Origin of the sequence: Pantoea sp. UYEF8, from assembly GCF_040546285.1 — a bacterium.
Classification (GTDB): domain Bacteria; phylum Pseudomonadota; class Gammaproteobacteria; order Enterobacterales; family Enterobacteriaceae; genus Pantoea; species Pantoea brenneri.
Genome location: NZ_JBEPNM010000015.1, coordinates 107040 through 121484, shown reverse-complemented (window position 1 = coordinate 121484; position 14445 = coordinate 107040). Strand labels below are relative to the sequence as shown.

The 14445-nt window shown below is 56.3% G+C and carries 11 protein-coding genes, 1 tRNA gene and 1 pseudogene; 1 reads left to right on the top strand and 12 read right to left on the bottom strand.

Annotated elements, in window-relative coordinates; all coding sequences use genetic code 11:
- Window position 1: 1 nt before the first annotated feature.
- Window positions 2-77 (bottom strand) — tRNA-Phe (locus ABIB18_RS21315).
- Window positions 78-302: 225 nt separating this feature from the next.
- Here ABIB18_RS21315 and ABIB18_RS21310 point away from each other — a divergent pair.
- A pseudogene (locus ABIB18_RS21310) lies at window positions 303-1618 on the top strand (methyl-accepting chemotaxis protein).
- Window positions 1619-1658: 40 nt separating this feature from the next.
- Here ABIB18_RS21310 and mrdA2 read toward each other — a convergent pair.
- The 11 genes from mrdA2 to ABIB18_RS21255 form a co-directional block, all read right to left on the bottom strand.
- Window positions 1659-3542 carry a peptidoglycan DD-transpeptidase MrdA2 gene (gene mrdA2 / locus ABIB18_RS21305; protein WP_069728831.1) on the bottom strand — a complete coding sequence of 628 codons (1884 nt, stop codon included), beginning with the start codon at window positions 3540-3542 and terminating at the stop codon, window positions 1659-1661.
- Window positions 3543-3767: 225 nt separating this feature from the next.
- Entirely contained in the window at window positions 3768-4481 is a 714-nt protein-coding gene (deoD, locus tag ABIB18_RS21300; RefSeq protein ID WP_010248951.1) for a purine-nucleoside phosphorylase, read from the bottom strand.
- 29 nt (window positions 4482-4510) lie between these two features.
- The gene (deoB, locus tag ABIB18_RS21295) at window positions 4511-5734 is read right to left on the bottom strand and encodes a phosphopentomutase (RefSeq protein WP_046289240.1); all 1224 of its coding nucleotides are present in this window, start codon (window positions 5732-5734) and stop codon (window positions 4511-4513) included.
- 95 nt (window positions 5735-5829) lie between these two features.
- Window positions 5830-7158, bottom strand: coding sequence for a thymidine phosphorylase (deoA, locus tag ABIB18_RS21290; RefSeq protein ID WP_031377078.1), 1329 nt, complete (start codon window positions 7156-7158; stop codon window positions 5830-5832).
- 66 nt (window positions 7159-7224) lie between these two features.
- Window positions 7225-8004 (bottom strand): deoxyribose-phosphate aldolase, encoded by a 780-nt coding sequence (gene deoC, locus ABIB18_RS21285; RefSeq protein WP_046289241.1) that lies wholly within the window; start codon window positions 8002-8004, stop codon window positions 7225-7227.
- 232 nt (window positions 8005-8236) lie between these two features.
- The gene (locus tag ABIB18_RS21280) at window positions 8237-9049 is read right to left on the bottom strand and encodes a TatD family hydrolase (RefSeq protein WP_354475605.1); all 813 of its coding nucleotides are present in this window, start codon (window positions 9047-9049) and stop codon (window positions 8237-8239) included.
- Window positions 9046-10095 carry a patatin-like phospholipase family protein gene (locus tag ABIB18_RS21275; RefSeq protein ID WP_279810217.1) on the bottom strand — a complete coding sequence of 350 codons (1050 nt, stop codon included), beginning with the start codon at window positions 10093-10095 and terminating at the stop codon, window positions 9046-9048. Before ABIB18_RS21275 ends, ABIB18_RS21280 begins: the two co-directional genes overlap by 4 nt.
- 225 nt (window positions 10096-10320) lie before the next feature.
- The gene (locus tag ABIB18_RS21270) at window positions 10321-10482 is read right to left on the bottom strand and encodes a DUF1328 domain-containing protein (RefSeq protein WP_003848537.1); all 162 of its coding nucleotides are present in this window, start codon (window positions 10480-10482) and stop codon (window positions 10321-10323) included.
- Window positions 10483-10583: 101 nt separating this feature from the next.
- On the bottom strand, window positions 10584-11198 hold the full coding sequence (gene osmY / locus ABIB18_RS21265; RefSeq protein ID WP_031377075.1) for a molecular chaperone OsmY: 615 nt from the start codon (window positions 11196-11198) through the stop codon (window positions 10584-10586).
- Window positions 11199-11457: 259 nt separating this feature from the next.
- The gene (prfC, locus tag ABIB18_RS21260) at window positions 11458-13044 is read right to left on the bottom strand and encodes a peptide chain release factor 3 (RefSeq protein ID WP_031377074.1); all 1587 of its coding nucleotides are present in this window, start codon (window positions 13042-13044) and stop codon (window positions 11458-11460) included.
- Window positions 13045-13337: 293 nt separating this feature from the next.
- Complete coding sequence (locus ABIB18_RS21255; RefSeq protein WP_069728827.1) at window positions 13338-14441, bottom strand: M20 peptidase aminoacylase family protein; 1104 nt, start codon at window positions 14439-14441, stop codon at window positions 13338-13340.
- Window positions 14442-14445 lie beyond the last annotated feature (4 nt).

The following is a 14445-nucleotide window of genomic DNA, read 5'->3' as shown; positions in this document are numbered from 1 at the left end:
ATGGTGCCCGAACCCGGAATCGAACCAGGGACACGGGGATTTTCAATCCCCTGCTCTACCGACTGAGCTATTCGGGCAACGGGGCGCATTAAACCAAAGCGGCCCGACAGCGTCAAACGCTTTTCAACAAAATGAAATCGACTGACGGCTTTTCCATCAAACCCGCCATCCCGCCCCGCCGCTGCCGGTAAAAATCGTGCTATTGGCTGCCGGAATTTCAACCAGAATGGCCGCAGAGGCTGAATTGTGGCGCTATCAGGCCGATAAATGTGACGAGACCAACACTAATAATAAGGATCACCATGTTTTACACCATTACATCAGGCATTGCTTCCCGCCTCAGTTGGCAGAGGCGTACACACTCCGCAGCAACCCTCACCTCCCTTAACGACTCGATCGCCATGATTGCACGCCCGAAGGCACCGTTCTCGGTGCCAATGCCCTGTTTCTTGACCGGATGGGCTACACGCTGGCCGAAATTGATGGCCAGCATCACAGCCTGTTCTGTACGCCGGATCAGCTGCAATCCAGAGACTACAACGACTTCTGGTTACGACTGAACCGGGGCGAAAGTTTCAGCGACAAGTTTCTCCGCGTCGCGAAAAACAGCCGACCGGTGTGGCTCGAAGCCAACTATGTGCCGGTGCAGGATCGTCACGGACGGGTATTTAAAATCGTTAAGCTGGCGACTGACATCACCGGCCACATCAACGATGCGCAGGAACAGCGCGCGATGACCAATGCGATTGAGCGTTCAATGGCGGTAATCGCCTTTAACCTGAAAGGTGAGGTGCTTAAAGCCAACGACAATTTCCTTAAGACCATGGGATACCGTCGTGAGGAGATTGAGGGTGCGCACCACAGCCTGTTCTGTTCAGAAGCGATGCGTAACAGCCGCGAATACAGTGAACTCTGGCAGCAGTTGAATCGCGGTGAATTTATCTCGGGTCAGTTTCCCCGGGTGAATAAACAGGGCCGTACCGTCTGGCTACGCGCCACTTACAATCCGGTTTTCGACGAGCAGGGCAAACTGTATAAAGTGGTGAAGTTTGCCACTGACGTCACCGCCCAGGTCGAGAAGAATCAGCAGGAGCGCGAGGCGGCACAGCGGGCTTATCACACCGCGCTGCAAACCAACGAAAGCACCCGCGTCGGCGCAGAGGTGATCGCCAATAGCGTACAGACCATGCATGCGCTGGCAGGCGAACTACAGGGGATTTCCGGAGATATCTCCGGCCTGAGCGAATCGTCAGACCGAATCGGCTTTATAGTAGAAAGCATCCGCCGCATTGCCGATCAGACCAATCTGCTGGCGCTGAATGCGGCGATTGAAGCGGCGCGAGCAGGTACTCATGGGCGCAGTTTTGCCGTAGTCGCCAATGAAGTCAGAACGCTGGCGGCTAACATCAACCGCGCCACCGCAGAGATTGAGAACCGGGTGCAGCAAAACCACTCGCTGGCGAATAAGGCGCTGAAGGGGATTGAATCGAACCTGAAGCGTGCCGATCAGGGCGTGCAGCTGGCGCAGGAAGCGGGCGGCGTTATTGCGGAAATTCGTGAAGGCGCAACGGATGTGGTGCGCGCTATCAGCCACGTCACGGAGACGCTGAAATCTTAACATCAAAGGGGCCGCGGCCCCTTTTTTTACCCCTGCACCGCTACTTCTTCTCTGCCGCCACCGGCGCTTCTGGTGCTTCCGGCACGGGCGGGATAAAGATGTGATCCAGAATGGCACGCATCACCGGCGCAGCCGTTACCCCTTCCCCGCCGCCATTTTCCAGAATCAGCGTCACCGCCACTTTTGGCGCGTTAAACGGCGCAAACGCGGTATAGAAGATATGATCGCGCAGCCGTACCGGGATCATTTTGGCGTTATAAGTCTGGTTCTGTCGCAGACCAAACACCTGCGAGGTGCCACTTTTCGCTGCGATACCATAAGGTGCAGTATGAAAATATTTATAACCGGTGCCGTTAGGTGCATTGGCCATACCAAACATCGCGTGGCGCACCAGTGACCAGTACGGCGAATGTGGATCGCCAATCTGCGCCGCCGGCTGTTTTGGTTGATAGTTCTCAACCAGATTGCCGCGCTGCGCTTTCTGCAGCAGGTGCGGCGCAATCACCCGGCCGTTATTGATCAGCGCCACCATCGCTTTTTCCATCTGAATCGGCGTCGCAATCCAGTAACCCTGACCGATGCCGACTGAAATGGTGTCGCCCTGATACCAGGCTTTTTTGTGCACCTTCTGCTTCCACTCGCGACTCGGCAGTAAGCCGTTGTACTCTTCATTCAGGTCAATGCCGGTCGATTTGCCGTAACCAAACTGACTGAGCATGGTGTGAATACGATCGATGCCCATCATGAACGCCACCTGATAGAAGAAGGTATCCGCAGACTCCTCAATCGCCCGCGTGACATCCAGCATGCCGTGACCGGTTTTTTTCCAGTCGCGATAGCGGCGATCGGTGCCCGGCAGCGTCCAGGTGGGCGCGCCAAAGAATTGCGACTGCGGCGTAATGACATGGGTCAGCAGCGCGGACATCGCCATATAGGGCTTCACCGTCGAGGCGGGAGGATAAAGGCCCTGGGTAACGCGATTGATCAGCGGCAGATCCTTATCCTGCAACAGCGATTTGTAGGCCTGATAGCTGATGCCCTTCACAAAAGGATTGGGGTCGTAGCTGGGACTGGAAACCATCGCCAGCACCGAACCGTCACGCGGGTCCTCAATCAGCAGTGCCGCACGCTGGCCCGCCAGCAGGCTTTCGGCGTACTGCTGCAGATGCAGATCCAGCGTCAGGGTGAGGTTTTTCCCGGCTACCGGCGGCACCTCTTTCAGCACCCGCACAATGCGGCCGTGGTTATCCACCTCCACTTCCTGATAGCCCGGCTTACCGTGCAGCAGGGTCTCGTAATAGCCTTCAATCCCCTGTTTCCCGATGTTGTGGTCAGCGGCGTAGTTCTCGGCGATGCCCGCCGCATTTAGCCGTTTGTAGTCGTTATCGTTGATTTTCGACACATAACCGAGCACGTGCGCCAGATCGGCACCGTAGGGATATTCACGATCCTGATAAATTTCGATGCTGGCACCGCTAAAACGAAACTGGTTAACCGCGAAGCGTGCTACCTGCTCCTCGCTCAGCTCCTCTTTCAGCACCACCGGCTTGTAGCGACTGGTCTGTTTTAACGCGTGCTGAAAGGTCTCAATCTCATCGGGTGTCAGGTCAAGGATCGGCGTCAGCGCCCGCAGCGTAGCCTGCATATCGGTGATTTTATACGGCGTCAGGGTGATGGCGTACCAGCTGACGTTGCGTACCAGCGGGATGCCGTTACGGTCATAAATCAGCCCGCGCGTCGGGGCGATGGGGATCATTTTGATGTCGTTCTGGTTGGATCGGGTCTGGTAGTAGCTGTGGTCGCGTACCTGCAGGCGATACAGGTTCACAGCAAGAATAGTGAAGCAGAGACAGACCAGAGCAAAAGCCACCGTCGCGCGACGGGCAAACAGTTTCTCTTCAGCGTCGAAGTTACGAAAATTCATCAGGAAGCATTATCAGGCGGTTATTTATTATTTGTTGTTCCGCAACATGATAAAGCGCGATCGCCGGGGTACCAGCGCGAAGATGCACAAGCCTGGCGAAAAGTGTGTCATTTGATGTGAATGTTACAGCACGGGTAAGGCGGAATAAGATCGGGTCCTCCTCATCAGAAGAGGACCCGGCAGGAACGTCAGGCTGCAGGCAGGTACGTTAACCCGCCAGGTGGATTAATCCCCCAGCAGCACCGACTCCAGCGCAATTTTAATCATGTCGTTGAAGGTGGTCTGACGTTCAGCCGCAGTGGTCTGCTCATGGGTACGAATGTGGTCTGATACGGTGCAGATGGTCAGCGCTTTAGCACCGAACTCTGCCGCCACGCCGTAGATGCCAGCAGCTTCCATTTCCACGCCGAGGATGCCATATTTTTCCATCACATCGAACATCTGCGGATCCGGGGTATAGAACAGATCGGCGGAGAAGATGTTACCGACGCGGGCTTCAACACCCAGATTTTTGGCTGCATCGACGGCGTTACGCACCATGTCGAAATCAGCAATCGCCGCGAAATCGTGATCTTTGAAACGCATCCGGTTCACTTTGGAATCGGTGCAGGCACCCATACCAATCACGATGTCGCGCAGTTTGACGTCTGCACGGACCGCACCACAGGATCCCACACGAATGATCTTCTTCACACCAAAGTCGGTGATCAGCTCTTTGGTGTAGATCGAGCAGGAAGGAATGCCCATGCCGTGACCCATTACGGAGACTTTACGGCCTTTGTAGGTGCCGGTGTAGCCCAGCATGCCGCGCACATTGTTCACTTCGACCGGGTTTTCCAGGAAGGTTTCTGCAATGTGTTTCGCACGCAGCGGGTCGCCCGGCATCAGGACGACGTCAGCGAAATCACCCATTTCGGCATTAATATGCGGAGTTGCCATTGTTACTTTATCCTTGTTAAATCGCTGGGTTACAGCATGTTCTTGCCATAGTCCATGTCGGACAGGCCAAAATAGTGTGCAATTGTCTGACCAATATCGGCGAAGGTTTCGCGATAACCGAGTGAACCCGGCTCAACTTTCGGTCCGTAAATCAGAATCGGAATATGCTCACGGGTGTGTTCGGTGCCTTGCCAGGTCGGATCGCAGCCGTGGTCAGCAGTCAGGATCAGAATGTCATCCTCACCGACCAGTTCCATCAGCTCCGGCAGGCGACGGTCAAACAGCTCCAGTCCGCCAGCATAACCGGCTACATCACGGCGATGTCCCCACGTCGAGTCGAAATCGACAAAGTTGGTGAAGACAATCGAGTGATCCGGCGCGATTTTCATCTCCTGAATCGTGGCGTCAAACAGCGCATCCAGACCGGTCGCTTTGACCTTTTTGGTGATGCCCTGCTCAGCGTAGATGTCCGCGATTTTACCCACCGAAATCACCTGACCGCCCTTCTCATCCACCAGCTTTTTCAGCATGGTGGCTGACGGCGGCTCAACCGCCAGATCGTGACGGTTACCGGTACGTTCAAAGTGACCGGCTTTGTCGCCGACAAACGGACGGGCGATAACGCGGCCGATGTTATAGCCGCCTTCCGTCAGCTCTTCGCGGGCAATTTCGCACAGCGCATAGAGGCGATCCAGACCAAAGGTCTCTTCATGACAGGCAATCTGGAATACCGAGTCCGCAGAGGTGTAGAAAATCGGCTTGCCGGTTTTCATGTGCTCTTCACCCAGCTGATCGAGAATCACCGTCCCCGAAGAGTGGCAGTTACCGAGGTAGCCTGGCAGCTCAGCGCGCTGCACCAGCTTATCGAGCAGTTCCTGCGGGAAACTGTTCTCTTGATCACTGAAGTAGCCCCAGTCAAACAGCACCGGAACCCCGGCGATTTCCCAGTGGCCTGACGGCGTATCTTTACCTGACGAGATTTCGCTGGCGTAAGCGTAAGCGCCGGTGATCTTCGCGTTCGGGTCAAGGCCCGCCGGGAAGCGGCCAGTCGAAAGCTCTGCGGCCTTACCCAGACCCAGCGCGGTCAGATTAGGCAGATGTAAAGGCCCTTTACGGCCTTTGTCCGCTTCACCTTTGAAACAGGCTTCAGCGATGTGACCAAGCGTATCTGAACCTGCGTCACCGAATTTATCGGCATCTTTACTGGAGCCGATCCCGAAGGAGTCGAGAACCATAATAAAAGCACGTTTCATGCAAGTCTCCTGCGCAATGGCGCGTGACAAGTCAAAAAAAAGCGATCAGATCAGTATACCCGAATGCGTTGCCGCTGGCACCGATTACTGCCCGGTTAACTGACATCGCTCACACGACGATAGACCACTGGCGTAGCGGCTGGTGCCGTATCGCCGATCACCAGCGCGGCTTTGACCGCAGCGGCGGCCTGTTGCCATTGCGCTTCGTTGCTGGCGTGGATAATAGCCAGCGGGCGCTGCGCATCGGCGCGTTCACCGAGAGTAATCATTTCGCTTAACCCAACGCTGTAATCGATGCTGTCGCTGGCACGCTGGCGTCCACCGCCCAGTGCCACGACCGCCAGACCAAGCGCCCGGGTATCCATGCTGCTGACAATGCCAGGCTGGTCGGCATAGACCGCCTTGCTCAGCGTCGGCGCAGGCAGATAAGCATCGTAGCGCTCGACAAAATCAGCCGGCCCGTTCTGCGCCGCCACCATGCGGGCGAAAATTTCTGCCGCCCTGCCGTTATCCAGCACCTTCATCAGCTGCTGGCGCGCCTCTGTCTCATTAGCGGCCAGCTTGCCGGAAATCAGCATTTCGCTGCACAGCGCCAGCGTCACTTCCAGCAGGCGCGGGTTACGCTGTTCACCGGTCAGGAAGCGCACCGCTTCCCGCACTTCCAGCGCGTTACCGGCAGACGAAGCCAGCACCTGATTCATATCGGTGAGCAGCGCGGTGGTCTGGCAGCCGGCACCGTTAGCTACGCCAACAATCGACTGCGCCAGATCCTCTGACGCTTCATAGGTTGGCATAAATGCGCCCGAGCCCACTTTGACATCCATCACCAGCGCATCCAGCCCTTCCGCCAGTTTCTTCGCCAGAATCGAGGCGGTAATCAGCGGGATCGAGTCTACGGTGGCGGTAATGTCGCGCGTGGCGTAGAAGCGTTTGTCGGCCGGAGCCAGTGAGTTGGTCTGGCCGATAATCGCCACCCCGACCTGTTTGATGATCTCCCGGAAGCGGTCGTCGCTGGGGAAGATGTCGAAGCCTGGAATTGCTTCCAGCTTATCCAGCGTGCCGCCGGTATGGCCGAGGCCACGGCCGGAGATCATCGGAATATAACCACCGCATGCGGCCACCATTGGTCCGAGCATCAGCGACGTGACATCGCCAACGCCGCCGGTCGAATGCTTATCCACCACCGGCCCGTTCAGATTGAGCGATTTCCAGTTCAGCACGGTACCGGAATCACGCATCGCCATGGTCAGCGACACGCGCTCAGGCAGCGTCATGTCATGAAAATAGATGGTCATGGCCAGCGCGGCAATCTGGCCTTCAGAGACGCTGTTATCACGGACGCCGTTGATGAAGAAGCGGATTTCAGCGTCAGTCAGCGCGTGACCGTCACGTTTTTTGCGAATAATTTCTTGTGGCAGGAACAAGGTAGCCCCCTTGGCTCAGGGAAATGCGGTGTGACAGCGGCGATCGGTGACCGCCGCAGGATGAGTTTAATAACCGGCTTTGCTGGTCTCGCTCTGATGACCCAGAGTATTCAGCAGACTCGCCAGCAGGCTTGATGCGCCAAAGCGGAAGTGACGCGCATCGGCCCACTCCGCACCCAGCGTATCTTCCGCCAGTTGCAGATAGATGGCGGCATCTTCAGCGGTGCGTACGCCACCCGCCGGTTTGAAACCGACCTGCTGGCTGACGCCTTTATCACGGATGACGCTCATCATGATCTGCGCCACTTCAGGCGTGGCGTTGACCGGTACTTTACCGGTAGAGGTTTTGATGAAGTCAGCACCGGCATCGATAGCGATTTCAGACGCCTGACGGATCAGCGCTTCCTGCTTCAGTTCACCGGTTTCAATAATCACTTTCAGCAGTACGTTCGCCTCAGCACAGGCGGTCTTACAGGCTTTCACCAGATCAAAACCGACCTGACTGTTACCGGCGATCAGCGCGCGGTACGGGAACACCACATCCACTTCATCGGCACCGTAGGCGATAGCGGCGCGGGTTTCAGCCAGCGCAATCTCAATGTCGTCATTGCCGTGCGGGAAATTGGTTACCGTGGCGATACGGATCTCTGGCGTACCCTGCTCACGCAGCGTTTTACGCGCAATCGGAATAAAACGCGGATAGATGCAGATGGCTGCTGTGTTACCCGCCGGGGATTTCGCCTGATGACAAAGCGCGATCACTTTTTCGTCAGTGTCGTCGTCATTCAGGGTAGTTAAATCCATCAGTTTCAGGGCACGCAGGGCTTGCTGTTTGATATCGGTCATGAGGCTCTCCAAAGGATCGGGGTGCGATCCACCGGCTGGCCGGCGGAATGTTATAATAATAACACCGTCAGGCGGCCTGTTATGTGCCAGCAGTCACATCGGAATAAGAAAATGATGCAATTATGCCACGCTTACCGTGATCAGAATCGCATTTAACACCGTTAACAGCCCATTATACGCCAGCCAGCCAAATGTTACTATTATCACATTTAGTCGCGCAGACCGGCATAGGTTAAAGCTTAGCGGGTTGATTAAGGATGGCGGGAAAAGCCGGATCGAGCTGAAACAGCTGCTGGCTGTTGCGCCACAGCGCCCCGGCAATGACTTCAGGTGGCTCGTCGCGCAGGGTGCAGAGCGTCTCCCACACCTGGCGCGCCCGTTCAGGCCGGTTGGGCTGGCCCTGGAAGCCTTTTAACGGCATATCCGGCGCATCCGTTTCCAGCAGCAACGAGGAGAGCGGCAGTTGCGCCAGCGTCTGCCGGGTTTTGCTGGCGCGCTCATAGGTGATGGTGCCGCCGACCCCAATCGCATAGCCGAGCTTAATAAACGCCTGCGCCTGTTGCAGACTACCCGCGAAGCCATGTACCACCCCGCGACGCGGCAGATCGTGGCGACGCAGATGCTGGGCCAGTTTGTCATGGGTACGACGCGAGTGCAGGATCACCGGCAGATCGTAGCGTTTCGCCAGCTTAAGCTGGGCATCAAGAAAGCGTTGTTGCTTCTCAAACTGCGGATCGTCGCGGTAGAGATCCAGCCCGATCTCGCCGATCGCCACCAGCTTGCGCGGTCGCTGCTTAAGCTTCTCCTCCAGCCGACCGAGATGCGCTTCCTGATGCGCTTCTATGGCAATCGGATGCAGCCCGAGCGCGGCGTAGAGCGCAGCATGTCCGGCCGCCAGTTCGCACACCCGGCTGAAGCGGCTGGCATCGATCGCCGGGATGATGATCTTCTCGACGCCAGCCGCCGCAGCCCGCGCCAGGCTGGCGACGGTATCACCCTCAAACGGCGGGAAATCAAAATGACAGTGGGTATCGATAAACCTCATGCCAGCGATCCTTTATCGTAATCCGCATCATTATCCGCCAGCGGCGGCGTAATAATCTCGCGGTTGTCCGGTGCATTGGCCACCGGTGCCGGCGGCGTGACGATACGCGGCGTCAGTGGCTCTGCGTCGCTTAACCACTGGCCCAGCGTGGCGAGAAAATAGCGGCCGCAGCGCCGTCCAAGATGGTAATCCTGGTTCAGCGACGAAATACGGCTGCCCAGCGCACTGCTGGCCAGCACATGTGGCGGAAAGATCTCAATAATCCGTAAGTCACCGGGCGGATTTTCAATAAACTGCTGAATTTCCCGGTAGCTTTTTTCATGATGATTGAGCACGTTAATCATCGGCTGAAAGGCACCGGTGCTTAGCCAGCGCTCCATCCGCTTAATCCATTTCGGCGTATAAAACATCTGAGAAGGCACGGTGCGGATCACCACAATGGTGTCTGCGCCACGGCGCGCCGCTTCCCGCACCGGAATCGCATCGCTGATGCCGCCATCCAGATAGCTAATCCCTTCGAGATTGACGCCCAGCCGGTAGAAGCCGGGAATGGCACTGGAGGCTTTAATCAGCTCCAGCCAGTTGTCTGCCGTAGGGGTGAAATAGCCTGGCGTATAGTCGTCGCTGCGGCAGGCGCACATGTAGAACTCAAGCCCGCGCGAGAACATTTTTTCAGCGCTGGTCATCGCCAGCGGAAATTCACTGCGGGTGGTTTCCACCAGCCAGTCGAGATCGATCAGATTACCGCCGCGAACAAAACGCAGCGGATCAAAAAAGAGTTTATTGGTGGTGTAACGGGTGATCACGCGGCGGGCATAGCCTGGCTGGCCGCAGACAAACGCAGAGAGGTTTTGCGCGCCAGCAGAGGTGCCGAGCAGCAGTTGAAACGGATTAAATCGGGCACGCTGAAATTCATCAAGCACACCGGCGGTAAAAATGCCGCGTTGACCGCCGCCTTCACAGACCAGCGCAATTTTATGCGATTTGAAAGGGGTCAGCGCAAGAGGTTCAATGGCGCCGAGCGTAACAGGAATGCGAATACCCACTGTGTGAACCTCAGATGGGGTTCCGACGGGCAGGCTGATGGATGTTAACGTCTATCCAGCAGCATTCCGGAGAACCAGTCATACAATCCTTTAGCCGGACAGCCCGCGCAGGGGGGCTGCCCATGTAGCCGTGTGAAAAAATCCCGCTTCTCACTGATCTGGCTACAGATGACTGGTCTCCGCTTTATGCTTACTTGCTTTGCATTAAACTGCAGGACTCATCGGCTAAAGCTTTTTACGGCCGGTAAACAGGCTGATGAGGAACAGAATAATACCAACAACGAAGACAACTTTAGCTGCCCATGCTGCTGTACCTGCTAAACCACCAAAACCTAACGCTGCAGCAATCAGTGCGATCACCAGAAAAATAATGCCCCAACGAAACATAAGCCTCTCCTTACCCTATTGAAAATCGAACTGCTTATTTCATCCCCGGATGGGTATCTTTTATCCGTGCGGCCGGCAGTGACGCGACCGCACGGTTACCATTAAGATTTAACCGTCAGGTCATTCTTAACGCTTTTCACGCCTTCAATGGCTTTAGCGATGCTTTCAGCACGGTCTGACTGTGCCTGATTTGCAACCTGCCCTGAAAGCTGAACAACGCCGTCGGTGGTTTCAACTTTTACGTTGCGCGACGGAACAATATCATCCGCTAATAGCTTAGCTTTAATTTCGCTGGTCGTAGCGGCATCGCCCGCATAACCTTTCATCGATTGGGATTTGCTGTCTTTAACGTGTAGTTTGTCGCTGACAGATTTAACACCTTCGATTTTCTGCACCACGGCCACAGCTTTTTCAGCCTGATCCTGGGAAGTGACGAAACCGCTTAAGGTCACCACGCCCTGATGAGTTTTTACCGAGATATCCGTACTTTTAATCGCGTCATCGTCAACCAGTGCCGCTTTGGCTTTGGCGGTGATGCCGCTGTCATCCATATAACCATCGACTTTTTTCATAGAACTATCGATTTTCGCACCCGTGCTGTCTGCCGTCTGCGACGCTTTCTGGGAAAGCGACTCGTCGGCCAGCGCGCTGCCGCTGATCAGTGCTGAGCCAATCATTGCAGCCATCAGGGTTTTGGCAATCTTAGTCTTGTTCATCGATATATTCCTTCTATCAGTTAACTCGCCCAAAACTGTGGGCGCAACAGCAGCAAACGGCGCCGCTGGGTTACAGGACGTAAGGACAAGAGAAGTCTCTTCCGCCGTCCGATAGAATAATCATAGACGGCATTTCGCGATTTGCCTGGCTAACTGGTTGATCACACGTCAAAACGAGAGGAAAAGCCGTTTTTTAGGAGGAGTCTGTAGCGGGGAAAACAGGGCCATTTCCTGCTGGAATGGCCCGGATAGCGTGCGATCAGTGCTCGCGGGTTTTACGGAATCTGACGTCAGGATAACGTTCCTGGGTAATATTCAGGTTCACCATGGTCGGCGCGATATAAGTCAAATTATCGCCGCCATCCAGCGCGAGGTTAACCTCGTTTTTACGCTGGAAGTCTTCGAATTTTTTCGCATCGTCGCACTCAACCCAACGCGCGGTAGAGACGTTGATCGCTTCATAGATCGCTTCGACGTTATATTCGCTCTTCAGACGCGCCACCACCACATCGAACTGCAGCACCCCGACGGCACCCACGATCAGATCGTTGTTGTGTACCGGACGGAACACCTGCACTGCACCCTCTTCCGACAGCTGAACCAGCCCTTTCAGCAGCTGTTTCTGCTTCAGCGGATCGCGCAGGCGAATACGACGGAACAGCTCCGGCGCGAAGTTCGGAATACCGGTGAACTTCATGTTTTCACCCTGAGTGAAGGTATCGCCGATCTGAATGGTGCCGTGGTTATGCAGGCCGATGATGTCGCCAGGATAGGCTTCTTCAACGTGAGAGCGGTCGCCGGCCATAAAGGTCAGCGCATCGGAAATCACCACATCTTTGCCGGTGCGGACCTGACGCAGCTTCATTCCTTTTTCATATTTACCCGACACCACACGCATAAAGGCCACGCGGTCGCGGTGTTTCGGGTCCATATTGGCCTGAATCTTGAACACAAAGCCGGTAAATTTCTCTTCGCTGGCTTCGACGGTACGGGTATCGGTTTTACGCGGCATCGGACGCGGTGCCCATGACACCAGGCCATCCAGCATATGATCCACGCCGAAGTTACCCAGTGCAGTACCGAAGAATACCGGCGACAGCTCACCATTGAGGAACGCTTCCTGCTCGAACTCGTGTGATGCGCCCTGCACCAGCTCCAGCTCTTCACGCAGCTGCGCCGCCAGATCTTCACCCACCGCGGTATCGAGATCCGGGTTGTTCAGCCCCTTAACGATACGCACTTCCTGAATGGTGTGGCCTTTACCGGTCTGGTAGAGATAGGTTTCATCGTTATAAAGGTGGTAAACCCCTTTAAACAACTTGCCGCAGCCGATGGGCCAGGTAATCGGCGCACAGGCGATTTTGAGTTCGCTTTCGACCTCATCCAGCAGCTCCATCGGATCGCGGATGTCACGGTCAAGTTTGTTCATAAAGGTCAGGATCGGCGTATCGCGCAGACGGGTTACTTCCATCAGCTTACGGGTACGATCCTCAACGCCTTTGGCGGCGTCGATCACCATCAGACAGCAGTCAACCGCCGTCAGGGTGCGGTAGGTATCTTCCGAGAAATCTTCGTGGCCCGGGGTATCCAGCAGGTTGACCAGGCTTTCACGGTAAGGGAACTGCATCACCGAGGTGGTGATGGAGATACCACGTTGTTTCTCCATTTCCATCCAGTCGGATTTGGCGTGCTGATTCGAGCCACGGCCTTTTACCGTACCGGCGGTCTGGATAGCCTGTCCGAACAGCAGGACTTTTTCGGTAATGGTGGTTTTACCGGCATCCGGGTGCGAAATGATCGCGAAGGTGCGGCGGCGTGCCACCTCTTCTAAAAAGGGATTAGACATGAGTGAATTCTTCTCAATGGAGCAGCGCTCTCTGTCTGGCGCTGCTGATAAATCACGGTGGCCGGCAGAACCTTACCGGCGGGTAAACGGTGCCGAAGGCGACATTACGTCGTCGGCGGGTCAGCGCGAAGTTACATTGGCGTGAATTCCGGTTACCTGGTCAGCTTTAAGGCGGCATAGCATACAATATTTTGCGCGCGCGGCCTACAGGGGAAGGCGGGGGATTTGGTCAGTGGCTCAGGTCGCTGAACCCGACAAACGGCCGGGACAGGCCAGCGCCCGTCCCGACATCATCAGCCCAGTACCTTGCGGACGCAGGCTTTAAAGATCTGCACGCCAATTTCCAGCGAATCGAGATCGAAGCGCATATCGGGATGATGCAGACCTGGCGTCAGGTTGGTGCCCAATCCCCAGAAGCCCGCCTTCACGCCGGGGCGTTTTACCGGGTAGTAGAAAAAGTCCTCGCTGCCTGGGGTGGTTTTAGTCGGCAGCAGCCCCTCTTCTCCCAGCACCTCGACAATCGCTGCGCGGATCACCGCCGTCGCCTCATCATCGATCTCTGCCGCAGGCATCTCTTTCAATACCCTGACCTGCGCCGTGGCCCCCAGCGCCGCCACGCTGTTAACGATGGCGCGCGTGACCTGCTCTTTCAGCAGCTCCATCGGAGCATTTTCCTGCGAGCGCAGATCCCACACCACCCGCGCTTCGTCCGGCACCGAGTTGGTCACGCCCGCGTCACACAGGAAACGCGTCGCTTTAACGCTCCAGTTAAGGCCCGGCGAAAGGTGCAGTGCGTTGACCGCATTCACCGCCTGCACTGCCGCATCCAGCGCGTTGACACCGAGATGCGGGCGCGCCGCGTGAGCCGGCTGACCTTTAATGGTCGCTTCCAGCGTACTGCAGGCCGAGTAGAGTACCGCAGGCACCGCCTGCCCGACCACGCACTCCTCCAGCGGCCGCAGGTGAAAACCCAGAATCATCTCCACGTCATCCAGCGCGCCGCCTTCTACCATCGCCAGCGCGCCCGCGCCCAGCTCCTCCGCCGGCTGGAACAGAATTTTCAGCCGGCCGCGCTTCACAGCGCCCTCTTTCAGCAGCGCCGTCGCCGCCGTCAGCACCACCGAGGAGTGACCGTCATGGCCGCAGGTGTGACGCGCGCAGGGCACGCCATCGATGATGTGCCCCAGCGCATCCATATCGGCGCGCAGCGCCAGCACCGGGCCGGGCACTCCGCTGTCGATCTCCGCCACAATGCCGGTGGTGTTATTAATGTTGCGTGTCACCTTCAGACCCGCCTGCTCCAGTTGCCCGGCGATGTAAGCGGAGGTTTTTACCTCCTGGAATCCCAGTTCCGGGATCTCATGCAGAAAATGGTAATGCTCTAATACCTCAGACACGGCT